The 15,507-nt window shown below is 72.1% G+C and carries 17 protein-coding genes; 10 read left to right on the top strand and 7 right to left on the bottom strand.

The window, feature by feature from the left end:
- Positions 1-200: 200 nt before the first annotated feature.
- Positions 201-2,033, bottom strand: a complete 1,833-nt coding sequence (locus ACFQ53_RS17205; RefSeq protein WP_377862038.1) for a helix-turn-helix domain-containing protein — start codon at positions 2,031-2,033, stop codon at positions 201-203.
- Positions 2,034-2,172: 139 nt separating this feature from the next.
- Between ACFQ53_RS17205 and ACFQ53_RS17200 the strand changes: the two genes are divergently transcribed.
- The 9 genes from ACFQ53_RS17200 to ACFQ53_RS17160 all read left to right on the top strand — a co-directional run bounded on the left by ACFQ53_RS17200 (position 2,173) and on the right by ACFQ53_RS17160 (position 10,821).
- Positions 2,173-2,997 carry an N-acyl homoserine lactonase family protein gene (locus ACFQ53_RS17200; protein WP_377862035.1) on the top strand — a complete coding sequence of 275 codons (825 nt, stop codon included), beginning with the start codon at positions 2,173-2,175 and terminating at the stop codon, positions 2,995-2,997.
- Positions 2,998-3,008: 11 nt separating this feature from the next.
- Complete coding sequence (locus ACFQ53_RS17195; protein WP_377862032.1) at positions 3,009-3,410, top strand: zinc ribbon domain-containing protein; 402 nt, start codon at positions 3,009-3,011, stop codon at positions 3,408-3,410.
- Complete coding sequence (locus ACFQ53_RS17190; protein ID WP_377862029.1) at positions 3,407-4,513, top strand: alcohol dehydrogenase catalytic domain-containing protein; 1,107 nt, start codon at positions 3,407-3,409, stop codon at positions 4,511-4,513. Before ACFQ53_RS17195 ends, ACFQ53_RS17190 begins: the two co-directional genes overlap by 4 nt.
- A 102-nt stretch (positions 4,514-4,615) precedes the next feature.
- Entirely contained in the window at positions 4,616-6,118 is a 1,503-nt protein-coding gene (locus ACFQ53_RS17185) for an NAD-dependent succinate-semialdehyde dehydrogenase (RefSeq protein WP_377862026.1), read from the top strand.
- Between the two features lie 107 nt (positions 6,119-6,225).
- Positions 6,226-6,807 carry a GNAT family N-acetyltransferase gene (locus ACFQ53_RS17180; protein WP_377862023.1) on the top strand — a complete coding sequence of 194 codons (582 nt, stop codon included), beginning with the start codon at positions 6,226-6,228 and terminating at the stop codon, positions 6,805-6,807.
- Entirely contained in the window at positions 6,804-7,121 is a 318-nt protein-coding gene (locus ACFQ53_RS17175; protein WP_249478308.1) for a DUF3870 domain-containing protein, read from the top strand. The genes ACFQ53_RS17180 and ACFQ53_RS17175 overlap by 4 nt, the downstream gene beginning before the upstream one ends.
- Positions 7,122-7,268: 147 nt before the next feature.
- Entirely contained in the window at positions 7,269-8,420 is a 1,152-nt protein-coding gene (locus tag ACFQ53_RS17170; protein ID WP_377862020.1) for a DUF819 domain-containing protein, read from the top strand.
- Positions 8,421-8,446: 26 nt separating this feature from the next.
- Positions 8,447-9,583 carry a dipeptide epimerase gene (locus ACFQ53_RS17165; protein WP_377862017.1) on the top strand — a complete coding sequence of 379 codons (1,137 nt, stop codon included), beginning with the start codon at positions 8,447-8,449 and terminating at the stop codon, positions 9,581-9,583.
- Positions 9,584-9,633: 50 nt separating this feature from the next.
- Positions 9,634-10,821 carry an NlpC/P60 family protein gene (locus tag ACFQ53_RS17160; RefSeq protein ID WP_377862013.1) on the top strand — a complete coding sequence of 396 codons (1,188 nt, stop codon included), beginning with the start codon at positions 9,634-9,636 and terminating at the stop codon, positions 10,819-10,821.
- 1 nt (position 10,822) lies between these two features.
- On the opposite strand, the gene ACFQ53_RS17155 is transcribed toward ACFQ53_RS17160, so the two are convergent.
- Entirely contained in the window at positions 10,823-11,599 is a 777-nt protein-coding gene (locus ACFQ53_RS17155; protein ID WP_377862010.1) for a serine hydrolase, read from the bottom strand.
- A gap of 25 nt (positions 11,600-11,624) precedes the next feature.
- Positions 11,625-12,233, bottom strand: a complete 609-nt coding sequence (locus ACFQ53_RS17150; RefSeq protein WP_377862007.1) for a DUF998 domain-containing protein — start codon at positions 12,231-12,233, stop codon at positions 11,625-11,627.
- 88 nt (positions 12,234-12,321) lie between these two features.
- Here ACFQ53_RS17150 and ACFQ53_RS17145 point away from each other — a divergent pair, with 88 nt between their 5' ends.
- Entirely contained in the window at positions 12,322-12,681 is a 360-nt protein-coding gene (locus tag ACFQ53_RS17145; RefSeq protein ID WP_249478302.1) for a MerR family transcriptional regulator, read from the top strand.
- A gap of 44 nt (positions 12,682-12,725) precedes the next feature.
- On the opposite strand, the gene ACFQ53_RS17140 is transcribed toward ACFQ53_RS17145, so the two are convergent.
- From ACFQ53_RS17140 to ACFQ53_RS17125, 4 genes are all read right to left on the bottom strand, one after another.
- A complete protein-coding gene (locus ACFQ53_RS17140; protein WP_377862004.1) occupies positions 12,726-13,574 on the bottom strand; it encodes an aldo/keto reductase in 849 nt (282 codons plus the stop codon).
- Between the two features lie 72 nt (positions 13,575-13,646).
- The gene (locus ACFQ53_RS17135; RefSeq protein WP_377862001.1) at positions 13,647-14,381 is read right to left on the bottom strand and encodes an MgtC/SapB family protein; all 735 of its coding nucleotides are present in this window, start codon (positions 14,379-14,381) and stop codon (positions 13,647-13,649) included.
- A 14-nt stretch (positions 14,382-14,395) separates the two neighbouring features.
- Positions 14,396-14,908 (bottom strand): NUDIX domain-containing protein, encoded by a 513-nt coding sequence (locus tag ACFQ53_RS17130; protein ID WP_377861998.1) that lies wholly within the window; start codon positions 14,906-14,908, stop codon positions 14,396-14,398.
- Positions 14,905-15,366 (bottom strand): hypothetical protein, encoded by a 462-nt coding sequence (locus tag ACFQ53_RS17125; RefSeq protein WP_377861995.1) that lies wholly within the window; start codon positions 15,364-15,366, stop codon positions 14,905-14,907. Before ACFQ53_RS17125 ends, ACFQ53_RS17130 begins: the two co-directional genes overlap by 4 nt.
- Positions 15,367-15,507: the final 141 nt, after the last annotated feature.

Here is a 15,507-nt window from a genome sequence, read left to right as displayed (position 1 = left end):
CCGATTGACCCCCATCGAATACGAGACCATCATGAAACCGGCCGTGAGCCTCGCGGCCTGACACCACAACTGTCACCTGATCATGCGGCAGTCCCTCTGCGACTGCCGCACGATCAAGTGTCATCTTGGCCTAACTCGCGGAGCCACCGGCGTTCTCGCCGCTCGAAGAACTCGAAGGACAATCCCTGGAGACGCGCACGTCACCCCACCTCACGCCCCAGCGACCACATGCGCAACGCGAAGTGGAGGTCGAGGAACCGCGCGGGAGTGCGCCAGTCCTCCCCCAGCAGTCCCGCGATCCGCTCGAGCCGCTGGCGCACGGTGTTGGGGTGCACGTGCAGCATCCGGGCGGTGCGCGGGACGTGGCTCCCGGCCTCGGCGAAGGCCCAGGCGCTGCGCGTGAGCTCGGTGCCGTGCTCGCGGTCGTAGTCCTCGAGCGGCCCGATCACCGCGAGCGGCGAGGGCAGCGTGGGGTCGCGGTGGATGGCCTCGGCCAGCAGGCCCACCATGCCGATCCTCTCGCCGTCGGCCGATCTCCCGCGCACCCCGAGCACGGCGAGGGAGCGCAGGGCGAGCTCCGCCGAGCGATGCGCCGCGGGGATCCGGTCCGTGCCCTCCACGGGGCTCGACCAGCCCGCGTTCACACCGCTCGCCCCCACGTCGAGCAGCGCGGCCAGCGCGTCCGAGGCGGCGTCGGGCACGAGGACGCACAGGTGATCACCGTGCAGCGCGACCACCGCACCGTCGTGCCCCATCCCCTCTCGCAGGCGGTCGGCAAGGGAGCCGACGTCGGCGTCGAAGGCGTCGATCGCGACCATGCGCACCGCCGCTCCGGGGCGCACCGCCCGCACTCGCGCATCTCCGCGCACGGTGTCGACCTCGCGTCCGCCGCGCACGAGCGCATCGATCACGGCCCGGTCGCGGCGGCGCCTGTCGTCCTGCTGCGCGCGGCCCAGCAGGAGCAGGATCCCGAAGAACACCGCGACCCTCTGCACGCGCGGGAGCAGGCGCGGGGCGAGGGCCCGGCCGACGACGAGCGTGCCCAGGTGCTCGCTCCCGCTGCTCGCGCAGGCCAGCGTGGTGCCGCCGGAGACCGCCGGCACCCCTGTCCCGCGGGCGGCGCGCAGCGCCTCCGCGTCGAGCCCGGCGGCGAGATGGGCACCCGGATCGGTCTCGACCATCGGCACGCCGCTCGCATCGAGCAGCGCGAGATCCGCGCCCAGCAACTCGCCCGCGCGGCGGGCGAACAGGTCGAGGTCGCCGCCGTCCAGCAGCGCCTCGAGCAGCCCCGCGTCGAGGTCGAGGATCTCGTGGAGCTCGACCATGCGCTCCTCGTCCTCGTCCTGGCGGGCGCTGAGGCTCGTGAGCGCACCGGTGACCTCCTCGAAGCGCCGCGCGTTGTCGAGGGCGACGCTCGCATGGCGGGACAGGGTGTCCACGATGTCGACGGTCTCGGGCGGGTACTCGCGGCTCGTGCGGTCGGCGATCAGCAGTGCGCCGTGCACCTGCTCGCGCAGGGTCATGGGCACCGCGAGGATCGAGCGCACACCCTCGCCGCGCACGATGTCGTCGATCTCCTCGATGTGCGAGAGCGCAGCGTCCTCGAGGTAGTCGTCGGTGGTCACGATCGCGCGGCCGGTCGCGGCGCGGCCCAGCACCCCGTAGCCGATGGGCATGCGCAGGGTGCGGTACTCCTCGGTGCGCACGCCGTCGGACTCGCGGATGAAGGTGGTGTCCGCCGTGTTCAGGGCGATGTAGGCCATGTCGGCACCGGTGAGCAGGCGGGTGCGGCGCACGATCTCGTGGAGCACGCCCACCACGTCGCGCCGCGTGGTGACGTCCACGGCGATCGAGGAGACCGTGCGCAGCAGCTCCTCGCGCCGAGCGCCCTGGGCGAGACGCTGCTGGAGGGCGCGCAGGGTGCGGGCGTCGGCCTCGTCGAGGGAGTCGCGCGCCGCGGCGATCGCGCTCTCGAGCCGGGCCGGGTCCTCCTCGGCCATCACCGCGGCGAGCAGAGACTCCGTCGTCCCCATGGACCATCCTCCATCGATCGGTCCGATCCCTGTCACCGCACACCATAGGCGCGGTGTGGTGCGGGCCATAGCGTGGAGGGCGAACGCGCCGCCGCAGGGCACCGTCGCCCAGCGGGGCACCGACCGTGAGGAGTCATCGATGACTGCGACCGATTCGCCCATGAAGCTGCACATCCTGTCGACCGGGGTGATGGAGTGCGACCACACCTGGCTGCTGCTGCAGGCTGGGAACACGATCACCGATCGCCACCACAAGGACAAGCCCGCCGCGTGGGGCGAGGCCCCCACCCACGCCGTGCTGATCGAGACGCCCGAGGGCCGCGTGCTGTGGGACACGGGCGTGCCGCGCGACTGGGAGAAGCGCTGGGAGCCCACCGGCTTCCAGGACTTCTTCCCCGTCCAGGAGGACCCCGCAGGCCCCGGCTACCTCGACTCCGCGCTCGCGGACCTCGAGCTGACCCCTGAGGACATCGACATCCTGGTCCTCTCCCACCTCCACTTCGACCACGCGGCGAACGCGAAGATGTTCGAGAACGGGAAGACCCGCATCCTCGCCCAGGCCGACGAGATCGAGGGCGTGAAGGGCATCGAGGGCGAGTTCGCCGGCGCCCACCTGGTCTCGGACTTCTCGGGCCTGCCGCTCGGGCCCGTCCACGGCGACGCCGAGATCGTCCCCGGCGTCAGCGTCATCTCCACCCCGGGCCACACCTGGGGCACCATGAGCCTGCGCGTGGACCTGCCGGAGGACGGCTCCAAGATCTTCACCTCGGACGCGGTGTACCTCGGCGCGAGCTGGGGCCCGCCCGCGATCGGCGCCGGCATCGTCTGGGACAGCGTGGGCTGGCTCGAGTCCGTCGAGAAGCTGCGGAGGATCCAGGAGCAGACCGGCGCGGAGATGATCTTCGGCCACGACGCCGAGCAGCGCCGGGGCCTCACCCTCGCGCCCGACGGCTTCTACAGCTGAGGGGGCCGACGATGATCCTCTACGACCTCAAGTGCGCCGAGGGCCACCGCTTCGAAGCGGGCCTGGCCTCGATGTTCGACGACAACCCGCGATGCCGGTGCGGGGCGGAGACCTCCCGTGTCCCGGCCTCCGTGCGCCAGCTCGGCACGGCAGACACGGGACGCTCGCGCGAGGAGATGCCGACCACCTGGCGCGGCATCCAGCAGGGCCATCCCGACGTAGTGCGCGGCTGGCACAGGGAGATGAGCCGCCGCGAGAAGCTCGAGGAGAAGCACCCCGAGCTCGCCGGCGACCGTCGGCCGGTCCTCGCCCACGAGGGCGCCTTCGAGGGCCGACCGCTCAGGGCCGGAGACCCGCTCGCCACGAAGGTCGCGCAGGCGACGTTCGGGACGACGAACGAGGCGACCGCATGAAGATCCGCGGAGCAGTCCTCGAGGAGATGGGGCGCGAGCGCCCCTATGCCGACTCCCGGCCGATCACCATCAGCGAGCTCGAGCTCACCGAGCCCGGCTCGACCGAGATCCTCGTGCGCATGGAGGCCGCGGGCGTGTGCCACAGCGACCTCTCCGTGGTCGACGGCAACCGGCCGCGACCGGTCCCCATGCTGCTGGGGCACGAGGCCGCCGGTCGGGTCGAGGCCGTGGGCGCGGAGGTGGAGGACATCCGCGTGGGCGACCGCGTGGTGATGAGCTTCCTCCCCCGCTGCGGCGAGTGCCGCGAATGCCGCACCGACGGCCGCCTCCCCTGCTCGGTCGGGTCCAGGACCAACAACGACGGCGTGCTGCTGCACGGCTCGAACCACCTCACCCGCGACGGCGAGCACGTGCACCACCACCTGGGGGTGAGCGGCTTCGCGACCCGCGCCGTCGTGGACCAGGCGAGCGCCGTCGTCGTCCCCGACGAGGTCCCGCCCGAGGTCGCCGCCGTGCTGGGCTGCGCCGTGCTCACGGGCGGCGGGGCCGTCCTGAACGCCGCGCAGCCGGGACCAGAGGACTCGATCATGATCGTGGGCCTGGGCGGCGTGGGCATGGCGGCCCTGATCACCGCCCTCGCACAGGACGTGAAGGAGGTGATCGCCGTGGACACCCTGCCCGCGAAGCTCGAGCGGGCGAAGGAGCTCGGCGCCCACCGCACGTTCACCCCGCAGGAGGTCGCCGAGCAGAAGATCACCGCCGACCGCGTGGTCGAGGCGGCCGGCCATCCGAAGGCCTTCGAGACCGCGGTGGGCGCGATCGGCTTCGGCGGCACCATGGTCACCGTGGGACTGCCCGCGCCGACCGCGCAGGTCACGATCGCCCCGCTTCCGCTCACCGCGCAGGCCCAGTCGATCATCGGCTCCTACCTGGGCTCGGCCGTGCCCCGGCGGGACGTGCCCGAGTACGCCCGGCTCTACCTCGAGGGGAAGCTGCCGGTCGAGGAGCTGATCAGCCGCACCATCCGCCTCGAGGAGATCAATGAGGCGATGGACCAGCTGGCCGACGGCGAGGCCGTCCGCCAGGTCATCCTGTTCGACTGATCCCCCGCGGCCGGTTCCCCCATCCCGCCCCGGAAGGCGCAGGATGGAGGGACCGGCCGCGCCGTCGGCCCCGCCCGAGACCCCGACCCGAAGGAGCGCACCATGACCACGAAGCCCCGTCTCTCCCCCGCGAAGGTCGCCGACCTGCTCGAGCGCACCCCCCGCAGCTCCTTCATCGGCGGCCGCTTCCTGGGCGGCACCCCCGATCTCGACGTGCAGGACCCGGCGACCGGGCGCGTCCTCACCCAGGTCGTCGACGCCGACGCCGCGAGCATCGGCGGGAAGGCTCTCGACGCCGCCGTCGCCGCCCAGGCCGACTGGGCGGCGACCCTCCCCCGCGAGCGCTCGGAGATCCTGCGCCGCGCCTACGAGCTCTGCCACGAGCGGGCGGACGACCTCGCGGCGCTGATGACCCTCGAGATGGGCAAGCCCCTGGACGAGTCGTACGGCGAGGTCACCTACGGCGCCGAGTTCCTGCGCTGGTTCAGCGAGGAGGCCGTGCGCCTGCCCGGACGCTTCCGGCAGGCCCCCGCCGCCGAGCAGGCGATCCTCACCACCTCGCGGCCCGTCGGCCCGGTCCTCGCGATCACCCCGTGGAACTTCCCGCTGTCGATGGGCACCCGCAAGATCGCTCCGGCGCTCGCAGCCGGCTGCACCGTCGTGCTCAAGCCCGCGCAGATGACGCCCCTGACCTCTCTCGCCTTCGCCCAGATCCTCGCCGACGCGGGCGTCCCCGCGGGCGTCGTGAACGTGGTCGTCACCTCGGACTCCTCCGGACTGTCCTCGACGCTGATGGCCGACGGGCGCCTGCGCAAGGTCTCGTTCACGGGCTCCACCTCGGTGGGCCGCTCCCTGCTCGCGCAGGCGTCCGAGCACGTGCTGCGCACCTCCATGGAGCTCGGTGGCAACGCTCCCTTCCTGGTGCTCCCCTCGGCCGACATGGACACGGCGATCGCCGCCGCGATGCCCGCGAAGTTCCGCAACAACGGCGAGGCGTGCACCGCCGCGAACCGCTTCTACGTGCACTCGTCCGTCGCCGAGGAGTTCACCCGCCGCCTCGTGGAGTCGACGGAGGCGCTGCAGGTCGGCGCGGGGATCGACGAGGGCACCACGATGGGCCCGATGATCGAGCCGAAGGCGCTGGAGAAGATCGAGGAGCTCGTGGCCGACGCGGTCGAGCGCGGCGCGAAGGTCCTCACGGGCGGGCGTCGGCCGCGCGCCGACGAGCTGTCCGAGGGATGCCGGGACGGCTACTTCTACCTGCCCACCGTGCTGGGCGACGTCCCGGCCGATGCCCGCGTGAACCGCGAGGAGATCTTCGGACCGGTCGCGCCCGTGATCGTCATGGACGACGTCGAGGACATGGTGCGCGCCGCGAACGACACCGAGTTCGGGCTCATGAGCTACGCCGTCGGCGGTGACCTCGCCGAGGTCACCGACGTCGCCGGACGCATCGAATCGGGCATGGTCGCGGTGAACCTGGGCGTCGCCTCCGACGCCGCCGCTCCCTTCGGCGGCGTCAAGGAGTCGGGCCTGGGCCGCGAGGGCTCCCACGAGGGCATCGCGGAGTACCTCGAGACCACGTACGTGCGGCTGCCGCTGTGAGCGGACCTGCGGGGACGGAGACCACGAGGCGCCCGCCGCGCCTGCGCCCCTGCACGCCCGACGACGTCCCGCACCTCGCCCGAATGCGCCGCGCACGGGAGGAGTGGATGGCCGAGCACGGCATCGTGCAGTGGCAGCTCGGCTCGCTCGGAGCCGAGCAGATCGCGGATGAGGTGGCCCGCGGGGACTGGCACGCCCTCGACGAGGCCGGACAGGACCCGGCGGCGCCGACCGCCTCTCCGTTCACCGCCGCCGTGCGGCTCCTCGAAGCGGACCCGTACTTCTGGGGCGAGCACGAGCGGAGAGACGAGCCGGCCGTGTACGCGCATGGTCTGATGACCGATCCGGCGGCGAGCGGGCGCGGGCTGGGAGCGACCGTGCTCGACCTCGCTCTCGCCGAGGCGGAGCACCGGGGTGCGCGCTGGCTGCGCCTGGACTGCGCTCCTCATCTCCTGGACTACTACCTGTCTCTGGGCTTCTCGCCCGTCGGCAGGAGAGAGACCGAAGAGTTCGTGACGCTGCTGCTCGAGAAGGCTGCACGAGGAGACGCCCCCGCGCAGCACGTCGGCGACCGCTCACCGGCGACGGGTCTGCCGGTCGTCTCGGTCGGTCGCCCGGTGAGCTCCGAAGAGGTCGCCGATGCCCTGGACGACGACCCGCTCGTCGGCCCCGCTACCCTCTCACCATGACGACGATCTACCTGACCGGAGAGGCGAAGTCGCCGAGCAACAATCCGATCACGACGCAGTGGGGACTTTTCTTCATCGGCCTCGTCGTCGATACTGAGTCGCACGTCATCCGAGAGGCGGACTGCACCGCCACCCTCACCCTCACGGTCGAGTTCGTGGGAGAACTGCTGGTGGGACGCTCCATCCTCGACGACGACGCCCTGGTGGAATCCATCACCGAGAGGTACCACGGGTCCTCGCAGAAGGCGCTCGCCGCGTCCGTGCGCAATGCCGCCGCGAAGTACCGCGACCTCTCGGCGGACTCCACCGCATAACGCCATACGCCTCCGTCCGCCCGGGACCTCACAGAACCGGAACCCGTCGGAAGCACCACGAACGCGCCCGCCCGGGCGCGCTGCGTCGGTGCTTCCGATTTTTTATTGCCCGATCCCCGACCACTTCCCCACCCCGAGGAGCACCCCATGATCACCGACGGCCTGCTGATGCTCGGCGTCCTGCTGGGACTGTCGTGCGTGCTGATCGTCCTCGAGAAGACGACCGGCTGGAAGCTGTTCAAGTACGTGCCCGGCATGGTGCTGATGTACCTGCTGTGCGCACTGCTGAACACGCTCGGCGTCTTCAGCCAGGACGAGGCGACCCGCGCCCCCATCGCCCAGGTCAAGGACGTCCTGCTGCCGGCGATGATCTTCCTGTTCCTGTTCGGCTGCGACCTGCGCAAGATCATCCGTCTGGGACCGAAGCTGCTGCTGACGATGTTCGTCGCCTCGGCCTCCCTGTGCTTCGGCATGGTGCTGGTGTACGTGGTCTTCCAGGCCGCGGTGCACCCCGAGGCGTGGAAGGTGTTCGGCGCGCTCCTGGCCAGCTGGACCGGCGGCAGCGCGAACATGGTGGCCGTCCAGGACATCCTCAAGGCACCGGAGAACATCTTCGGCTACGCCCTGATCACCGACACGCTGATGTACTCGCTGTGGCTGATGCTGATGTTCGCCTCGGTCGCGGTCTCGCCCCGCTTCAACCGCTGGACCAAGGCCGACACCTCCTACCTCGACGCCCACGAGGGCGCCTTCGAGGAGGAGGAGAAGCAGGTGACGGTGTCCTCGCTCGCGATCGTCGTCTTCGGCGCGATCCTCGTCTCGACCCTCTCGATCTGGATCGGCGGCCTGCTGCCCGAGTGGGGCGCGGTCGTCAACGGCACCACCTGGTCGATCCTCATCGTCTCCCTGCTGGGGCTCCTCGTCGCGCTGACCCCGCTGGGGTCGACGGCCGGATCGAGCGAGGTCGCCACGCTGATGCTGTTCGTGGTGATCGGCCAGATCGCCTCGGGCTCGGACTTCTCGGCGATCACGCAGGCGCCGATCTACATCGTGATGGGCATTCTTGTGGTCGCGATCCACGCCGGGATCATGGTGCTCTACGCGAAGATCGCGAAGGTCGAGCTGTTCTCCCTCGCCGTCGCCTCCACCGCGAACATCGGCGGCATCGCCTCCGCACCCGTGGTCGCGAGCGCCTTCAACCGCCAGCTGGTCCCCGTGGGCGTGCTGTTCGCCCTGATCGGATCGTTCATGGGCACGTTCGTGGGCCTGATCGGCGCCCAGGTCATGCACGCGCTGTGACCGTCACCGCGAGAGGAGGGGCATCGATGACCCCGCAGACCCTGCAGGATCCCGACGTGCACGTCGTCGCGGTGCGCCACCACCGCCACGTCGCGCCGCTCAAGCGGCCCTTCGTGACCGCGGCACGGCGCACCGAGGCCGTGCACTACGTGGTCGCGGAGGTCGAGCTGGCCGACGGCACCGTCGGCCAGGGATCCTCGGCCGAGACCGTCGCCGTCACGGGCGAATCGGCCGAGTCGATCGCCGACTGCCTGGCCGGTCCCCTGCGCAGCGCGCTCGAGGGCGCCCAGGGCACCCTGGAAGACCTCGGACGCCGCATCCGGGACGCTGTCCCGGGGAGCACGAGCGCGAAGGCCGCCCTGGACGTGGCCCTGCACGACGCCGCCGCGCGCGCCGCCCGGGTGCCGCTGGTCGAGCTGCTGGGCGGCACCCGCTGCGGCACGCTGACCAACGACATGACGATCTCCCTCGAGGACCCCGAGGTGATGGCCGGTCATGCCCGCGACGCGGTCGCCTCGGGCGAGCAGATCCTGAAGATCAAGCTGGGACGGGACATCGACGAGGACCGCCGTCGACTCGCCGCCGTGCTCGAGGCCGCCCCCGGGGTGAGCCTGCGCCTGGACGCGAACCAGGGCTGGGAGGCCCGCGAGGCGATCAGCATCATCACGGGCTTCGAGCGGGACGGCCTGCCGATCGAGCTGGTCGAGCAGCCCATCCCGGCCGCGGACCTCGAGGGGCTCGCCCGGGTGCGCGCCGAGGTGGCGACCCCGGTGATGGCCGACGAGGCCGTATGGAACGCGCAGGACGCCCGCCGCATCGTCGAGGCGGGCGCGGCCGACCTCCTGAACATCAAGCTCGCCAAGACCGGCGGCCTGCGCGAGGCCCTCGCCGTGGCCGACGTGGCCCTCGAGGCGGGCATCGCCTGCATGGTGGGCTCGATGATGGAGCCGCGGATCTCGATCACCGCCGCGGCCCACCTGGCCTTCGCGCACCCGGCGATCGCCCTCATCGACCTCGATCCCCCGGCCTGGTTCACCTCCGCGGCGCCGTCGGGCGGCTACCGCCAGCGCGGCGCCGAGCTCGAGCTGATCGGCGGTCCCGGGCTCGGCCTTGCGATGCTCGACCCGATGCAGGACGCTGATGACGCAGGAGGTGGTAGGTGACGTCGACCCCGCAGCGACCGCATGCGTCGCGCGCCCCGCAGGTCCCCGGCATGCCCGAACCCGTCTCCTCGAAGGAGGACACCATGTCCGCCCATCGCAGCACCTCCCCGCACGACCCCGCCGACGCATCGCAGAACCCGCAGGTCAGCCGGCGCGCCGGGCTGCGGCTCGCCGCCACCGGTGCCGCCGGCCTCGCGGGCCTCGCCGGCGCCGCCTCCGCCGCCGCCGCTCCTGCGCACAAGGGCGGCCACGGGCACGGCGACCACGGTCACGGCAGCGGCGGCAGGGCGCCGAAGGCCGGCGAGAGAGCGCACGTGAAGGTCACGGCGACCACGCTGTGGGTCGATCCGCGCACGAACCGCGACGGCATCGACGACGGCGCGGTCTCGACGCCCGTGGACCTCGACGCGTGGAACGCGAAGATGCCCGACGAGGAGACCCGCAAGTGGCTCACCGGGAAGCTCGAGTCGCAGGCCGTGCTGGGCAGCGAGGTCATCGTCGACGAGATCGACGGCGAGTGGGCGCACATCGTGGTCACCGCCCAGGGCACCCCGCGCGACGACCGCGGCTACCCGGGCTGGGTCCCGGTCGACCACCTCACCGTCGACGAGCGCTTCGCGCGCCTGGCGCGCTGCGCCTCGACCGCGACCGTCACCGCGCTCACCAGCACCCTCACCTCGCCGAGCCGCGGCGAGGGCGCGCGCCTGCCGGTCTCCTTCGACACGATCCTCCCGGTCACCGGCCAGAACGAGGACAGCATCGAGGTCGCCGTCCCTGACGCGGGCACCATGCAGCTCAGCATCGAGGACGCCGCGGTGCGCGCGCACGGCGAGAAGACGCCGCGCCCCACGGTCGAGGACATCATCGCGACCGGCGAGCGCTTCCTGGGCCTGCGCTACCTCTGGGCCGGCGTGAGCGCATACGGCTACGACTGCTCCGGGTACACGTACACCCTGTTCCACCACCACGGGATCACCCTCGAGCGCGACGCCGGCGACCAGATGCACGAGTCGGGACTGCAGAGCGTCGAGCGCGAGGACCTCCGGCGCGGCGACCTCGTGTTCTTCGCGACCGAGCCGGGCGCCGAGTCGATCCGCCACGTCGCCCTCTACGTGGGCGACGACAAGATCATGCAGGCCCCGAACGCGGCCCGCAGCGTCGAGGTCGTCTCCCTGACCGAGTACGACACCGACGGCGAGTACGCCGGGGCGCGTCGCGTGGAGCTCGCGAAGGGCTGAGCTAGCGCAGCACCCCTGCGGGCAGCAGCTCCCGGGTCCGCGCGAGGATCCGCTCGTCGGCCTCCTCCTCGGCCCATCCGCCGGTCATCACCGCGAGGACGTGGAAGCCGGCCCCGTCGCTGCCGCCGATGGCCGCGACGTCGTGCCGGAAGCCGTCGACCCAGCCGGACTTCGAGAGCACGGGCACGCCGGGCCGCACCGCGCGGCCGATGATGCGGATCCGCTGCGCGGCGAGCGCCTCGCGGGCGAGGGCGGAGCCGCTCCGCACGATCGCGTCCATGGTGCGCGCGAGGTCCCGCGCGCTGGTCTCGTTGGTGCGGCCCGCGGCGAGCGCCGCGCCGTCGCCGATCATCCGCTCGACGCACGTCGCGGGCAGGTCCAGGTCCGCGATCACGGAGGCCACGGCCTCGAGGCCGACGAGGGAGAGCACGTGATCGGTCGCCTCGTTGCTCGAGCGGTCGATCATCCGCACCAGCAGCTCCCGCACGGGGACCGGCTCGCCCTCGGGTGGATGCGTCGGATCCAGATGGTCGCCCGCGAGCGTGAACGACGCGCCGCCCTCCCCCGTGAAGGTGCTTGTCGCGGCGACCTCCGCTCCGAGGTCCAGCTCCCCGCGGTCGCCGGCCCTCAGCGCGGCGAGCAGCACGTGCAGCTTGATGGTGCTCGCCGCGTAGAAGGCGCGATCGGCCTCGCTGCTCGAGAGCTCGCGACCCTGCGCGTCCAGGAGGCACCAGGCGATCGCGGTGTCGGATGGGGCGGAGGCGGTGGGCAGCGTCATGCTCTCGAGCCTACGGGGGCTGCGGTCACGCGGCGGCCAGGCCCACGCTCACGATCAGCGGGGCGAGGGTGACGGCGAGGATGAACACGCGCTCGCTGAGACCGAAGGTGCGCTCGCGCAGCGCCCTCACCAGCAGGGAGACGACGAGGCTCACCAGGGCGATCGCCGCGATCACGTGGAGCACGGGCAGGATCCCGGGCGCGGGCGCCCCCGTCGCCTCGGCGAGCACCCGCGTGAGCGGCCCGATGGTCGAGTACGCGATCGCGAACCAGGCGACGGCGAGCAGCAGGTGCAGCCGTCCGCGTGAGGTGACGGGCTCCCCGGGCGCGTCGGTGGGCACGCGCGGCATGACCGCGAGCACCACCGCCAGCACCAACAGCCACACGCCGAGCCCCGTGTGCGAGGTCGCGGCGGGGAGCGCGAGGACCGTGACGCCCAGGATCGCCCAGGCGGCGGCCGCGAGCCACGAGGCGACCGCGGCGAGGCGCCGGGTGCCGGGCACGGACGAGGCGGCGTAGTCGCTCACCGCGTGCCGCAGGGGGTGGATGCCGCCGGGGCGCACGTGCAGGGCGACGAGTGCGAGCACTCGGAGGACGAACAGCACGGACGCGACGATCGCGAGCACCTGGGCCACGGGGATCTCCTGGACGGACGGACGAGGGGGTCGAACGTCTGGGACGCTAGACCTTCCAGTCACTGGAAGGTCAAGGAGGAGGATCCCGATGCGCATCGGCGAGTTCGCCCGCAGGACCGGGCTCACGCCCTCGACCGTCCGCTTCTACGAGGAGCGGGACATGTTCAGCCCCGGCCAGATCACCCGCGGACCCAATGGCTACCGCGACTTCGGGGAGGACGCCGTGCAGCGCGTGCGGCTCGTCCTCGCGGGGCGCGACGCGGGCTTCTCCCTGCAGGACATGCGCACGCGCATGGCGCACTGGGCGGACATGGACGACGCGGAGCGCCGCGCGCTGCTCACCGAGCAGCTCGCCGTCGTCGACCGCCGCCGCGAGGAGCTCGAGCGCAGCCGCGCCACCATCCTCGGGGCGCTCGCGGTGCTCGAGGAGCGTCGGTCGCCCGCGTGAGCCCGCAGCCCAGGGGGCCCGCCGGCGGCCCGCCGCTCAGGACATCAGGAGCCCTGGTGGCCCGCGAACTCCCCGGGGTGCTTGCCCTGCCGTCCGCTCTCGCCCTTGTGGAGCCCGGTGATCCGCGCGATCTCCCCGTCCGCAAGGGCGAGGTCGAGGGACTCGAGGTTCGAGACGATCCGTGCGGGCGTGACGGACTTCGGGATCACCACGTCGCCCAGGGCGAGGTTCCAGGCGATGAGCACCTGGGCCGGATCGGCGTCGTGCGCGCGGGCGATCTCGAGCACCACCGGGTCCTCGAGCTCCCCGCCGCCCTGGCCCAGCGGTGACCAGGCCTCGGTGACGATGCCCTTCTCGGCGTGCACCGCGCGCAGCTCGGGCTGGTTGAAGTACGGATGCAGCTCGATCTGGTTGAGCACGGGCAGCACGCCGGTCTCCGCCTCGAGCATCTCGAGGTCCTCGGGCCGGAAGTTCGAGACGCCGATCGAGCGGATCCGCCCCTGCTCCTGCAGCTCGATGAGGGTGCGCCAGGTCTCCAGCGCGAGCCCCTTCTCCGGCGCGGGCCAGTGGATGAGGTAGAGGTCGAGCTCGTCCAGACCGAGGTCGGTCATGGTGGCGTCGAAGGAGCGCAGCGTTGCCTCGCGCCCCTGGTCCTGGTTGGGGACCTTCGAGGTCACGAAGTAGTCGTCGCGCGCGAGGCCGGACGCGGCGAGCGCACGGCCCACGCCGTCCTCGTTGTCGTACCCTCGGGCGGTGTCGACGTGCCGGTAGCCGGCCTCGAAGGCCTTGACGACCACGTCGGCCGCGACGTCGGGCCCGACCTGCCAGACCCCGTAGCCGAGCTGCGGGATCGATCGACCGTCGCGGAAGCGGATGGAAGGTGCGCTGGTCATGGTGCTCCTCGGGTCGTGGTGCGCGACGGGCAGCCGCGCCTGTGCAGTCGTCCCCCACCCTAGCCAGGGACGTCAGTCGTCGTCGGCGTCGGCTCCGGGCCCGCTCTTGTGCTTGGCGAGCGAGACCCGCTCGACCCCGGCGACCTCGAGCAGCGGCGGGATCAGGTCGCGCACGGGCGGGCGGCCCAAGAAGCGGATGTCCATGACGATCTTCGGTTCGCCGTCGTTGCCGGTGATCTTGCGGGAGTTCTCGATCGAGTTCGTGAAGCCGGCGCCGGTCGCGGTCGCGAGGATGTCGCGCAGCGCGCCCCTGCCGTCGGCGTAGGTGACCCGCAGCAGGCGGTGGCGGTCCGGGCCGGGCACGCGGCGCACGAGCGGGGCGACCACGAACAGCGTGATCAGGTGCAGCGCGGTGAGGGTGACGCCGAGGGAGAGCATGCCGCTGCCGCAGGCCATCCCCACGGCGGCGGAGACCCAGACGGTCGCGGCCGTGGTCAGCCCGCGCACCATGGAGCGGCCCTTGAAGATGACGCCCGCGCCCAGGAAGCCGATGCCGGAGACGATCTGGGCGGCGATGCGCGAGGGGTCGAGGTTGACGTCCTCGCCGAGCACCGCCGCGAAGCCGTAGGCCGAGACCAGCGTGAAGGCGCACGAGCCGAGCCCCACGAGCACGTGGGTGCGGTAGCCGGCGCTCTTCTGCCGCATCTGGCGCTCGAGGCCGATCAGCGAGCACAGCACGAACGTCGCGATCAGCAGCTCGGCCTCCACGAGGCTCGTCGGCTGCACGAGTCCCACCAGGGGATCCATGTCCGCCCTCCTTCCTAGAGCTCGACGGGTCCGAGGCCGACCGGTCGGATCGACGGGTCGGCCTGCAGCCAGTCGGCGATCGCGCGCGGGCGCACGTCGAAGCGGTCCAGCTGGTCCACGGGCAGCCAGGACGTGCCGACCTGCCAGGCGTCCATGCCGGTGGTCGCCTCCGCGCGGGGCTCCTCACCGGGCTCGAGCCCGCACCAGAAGCCCACGTTGAGCTGGTGGGACAGCGGGATCTGCTCGCGGCGGAAGCCGCCCACCTCGGTGAGGAACTCCCAGATGCATGCGACGCCGTGGACGCGCACGCGGGCGCCGATCTCCTCGGCGCACTCGCGCACGAGCGCCTCGGCCTGCGTCTCGCCGTACTCCTGCCCGCCGCCGGGCAGGTCGAAGACGTCGTGGCCGTCGACGTCGGAGCGGTTCATGAGGATCGCCCCGTCGCGCAGGATCAGCGCCTTGACGCCGACGCGGGGACCGAGGGCGTGCGCGGGATGGGCCGCGGGCCGGCGATCCCCCTGGCTCACCCGAGGGCCTCGCCCGAGAGCGGGTCCTCCCCGCCGTCGGTGCCGTCGAGGTCGACGGCGTCGGCCGCGGTGTCCTCGTCGGGGCCGCCCAGGGCGTCCACGTCCTCGGTGTCGCCGTCGAGCTCGGAGACCTCCTCCGCGTCGTCCCCCTCGGAGACCATCTCGTCGCCGTCGCGGTTTCCCTGCTCGGCGGCGGCCGAATCGTCCTCGCCGAGCGTGCTCGGGTAGTCCGAGTCGTAGAACGAATCGTCCTCGGCGTCGCGGTCGCGGTCCTCCTCGAGGATGTCGTCGGCGCCCTCGATGCCGGTGCCCTCGGGCCCCTCGGCACCGGGCTCCACGTCGGGGTCCTCGTCCTCGTCCTCGTCGTCGATGGCCGCCTCGAGGCTGCTCTCCTCGGAGAGGTCCGACGGCGTCGGGTCGGTGAGGTTCGTGAGGTCCTCGTCGTACTGCTCGGTCATGATCGACTCCTCCGTCTCGGGAACTCCCCGAGTCTACGGACCTAGATGTAGTTGGTCATGACGTTGTCGATGCCGGTGGGCAGGCGTGAGGCCGGGGGCTGGTCGCCGCAGGCGGTGTGGGGCCGATGGTAGTTGTAGTGA

Origin of the sequence: Brachybacterium sp. NPDC056505, assembly GCF_042794925.1 — a bacterium.
GTDB lineage: Bacteria > Actinomycetota > Actinomycetes > Actinomycetales > Dermabacteraceae > Brachybacterium > Brachybacterium kimchii.
This window is presented reverse-complemented; position numbering and strand designations above follow the sequence as displayed.

Bases quoted from the DNA above. Each gene is read 5' to 3' on its own strand.
- ACFQ53_RS17185 (WP_377862026.1), top strand. From the start codon at position 4,616: ATGACCACGAAGCCCCGTCTCTCCCCCGCGAAGGTCGCCGACCTGCTC.
- ACFQ53_RS17190 (WP_377862029.1), top strand. From the start codon at position 3,407: ATGAAGATCCGCGGAGCAGTCCTCGAGGAGATGGGGCGCGAGCGCCCC.
- ACFQ53_RS17180 (WP_377862023.1), top strand. From the start codon at position 6,226: ATGGCCGAGCACGGCATCGTGCAGTGGCAGCTCGGCTCGCTCGGAGCC.
- ACFQ53_RS17200 (WP_377862035.1), top strand. From the start codon at position 2,173: ATGACTGCGACCGATTCGCCCATGAAGCTGCACATCCTGTCGACCGGG.
- ACFQ53_RS17175 (WP_249478308.1), top strand. From the start codon at position 6,804: ATGACGACGATCTACCTGACCGGAGAGGCGAAGTCGCCGAGCAACAAT.
- ACFQ53_RS17155 (WP_377862010.1), bottom strand. From the start codon at position 11,599: ATGACGCTGCCCACCGCCTCCGCCCCATCCGACACCGCGATCGCCTGG.
- ACFQ53_RS17170 (WP_377862020.1), top strand. From the start codon at position 7,269: ATGATCACCGACGGCCTGCTGATGCTCGGCGTCCTGCTGGGACTGTCG.
- ACFQ53_RS17135 (WP_377862001.1), bottom strand. From the start codon at position 14,381: ATGGATCCCCTGGTGGGACTCGTGCAGCCGACGAGCCTCGTGGAGGCC.
- ACFQ53_RS17125 (WP_377861995.1), bottom strand. From the start codon at position 15,366: ATGACCGAGCAGTACGACGAGGACCTCACGAACCTCACCGACCCGACG.
- ACFQ53_RS17205 (WP_377862038.1), bottom strand. From the start codon at position 2,033: ATGGGGACGACGGAGTCTCTGCTCGCCGCGGTGATGGCCGAGGAGGAC.
- ACFQ53_RS17195 (WP_377862032.1), top strand. From the start codon at position 3,009: ATGATCCTCTACGACCTCAAGTGCGCCGAGGGCCACCGCTTCGAAGCG.
- ACFQ53_RS17160 (WP_377862013.1), top strand. From the start codon at position 9,634: ATGCCCGAACCCGTCTCCTCGAAGGAGGACACCATGTCCGCCCATCGC.
- ACFQ53_RS17140 (WP_377862004.1), bottom strand. From the start codon at position 13,574: ATGACCAGCGCACCTTCCATCCGCTTCCGCGACGGTCGATCGATCCCG.
- ACFQ53_RS17145 (WP_249478302.1), top strand. From the start codon at position 12,322: ATGCGCATCGGCGAGTTCGCCCGCAGGACCGGGCTCACGCCCTCGACC.
- ACFQ53_RS17165 (WP_377862017.1), top strand. From the start codon at position 8,447: ATGACCCCGCAGACCCTGCAGGATCCCGACGTGCACGTCGTCGCGGTG.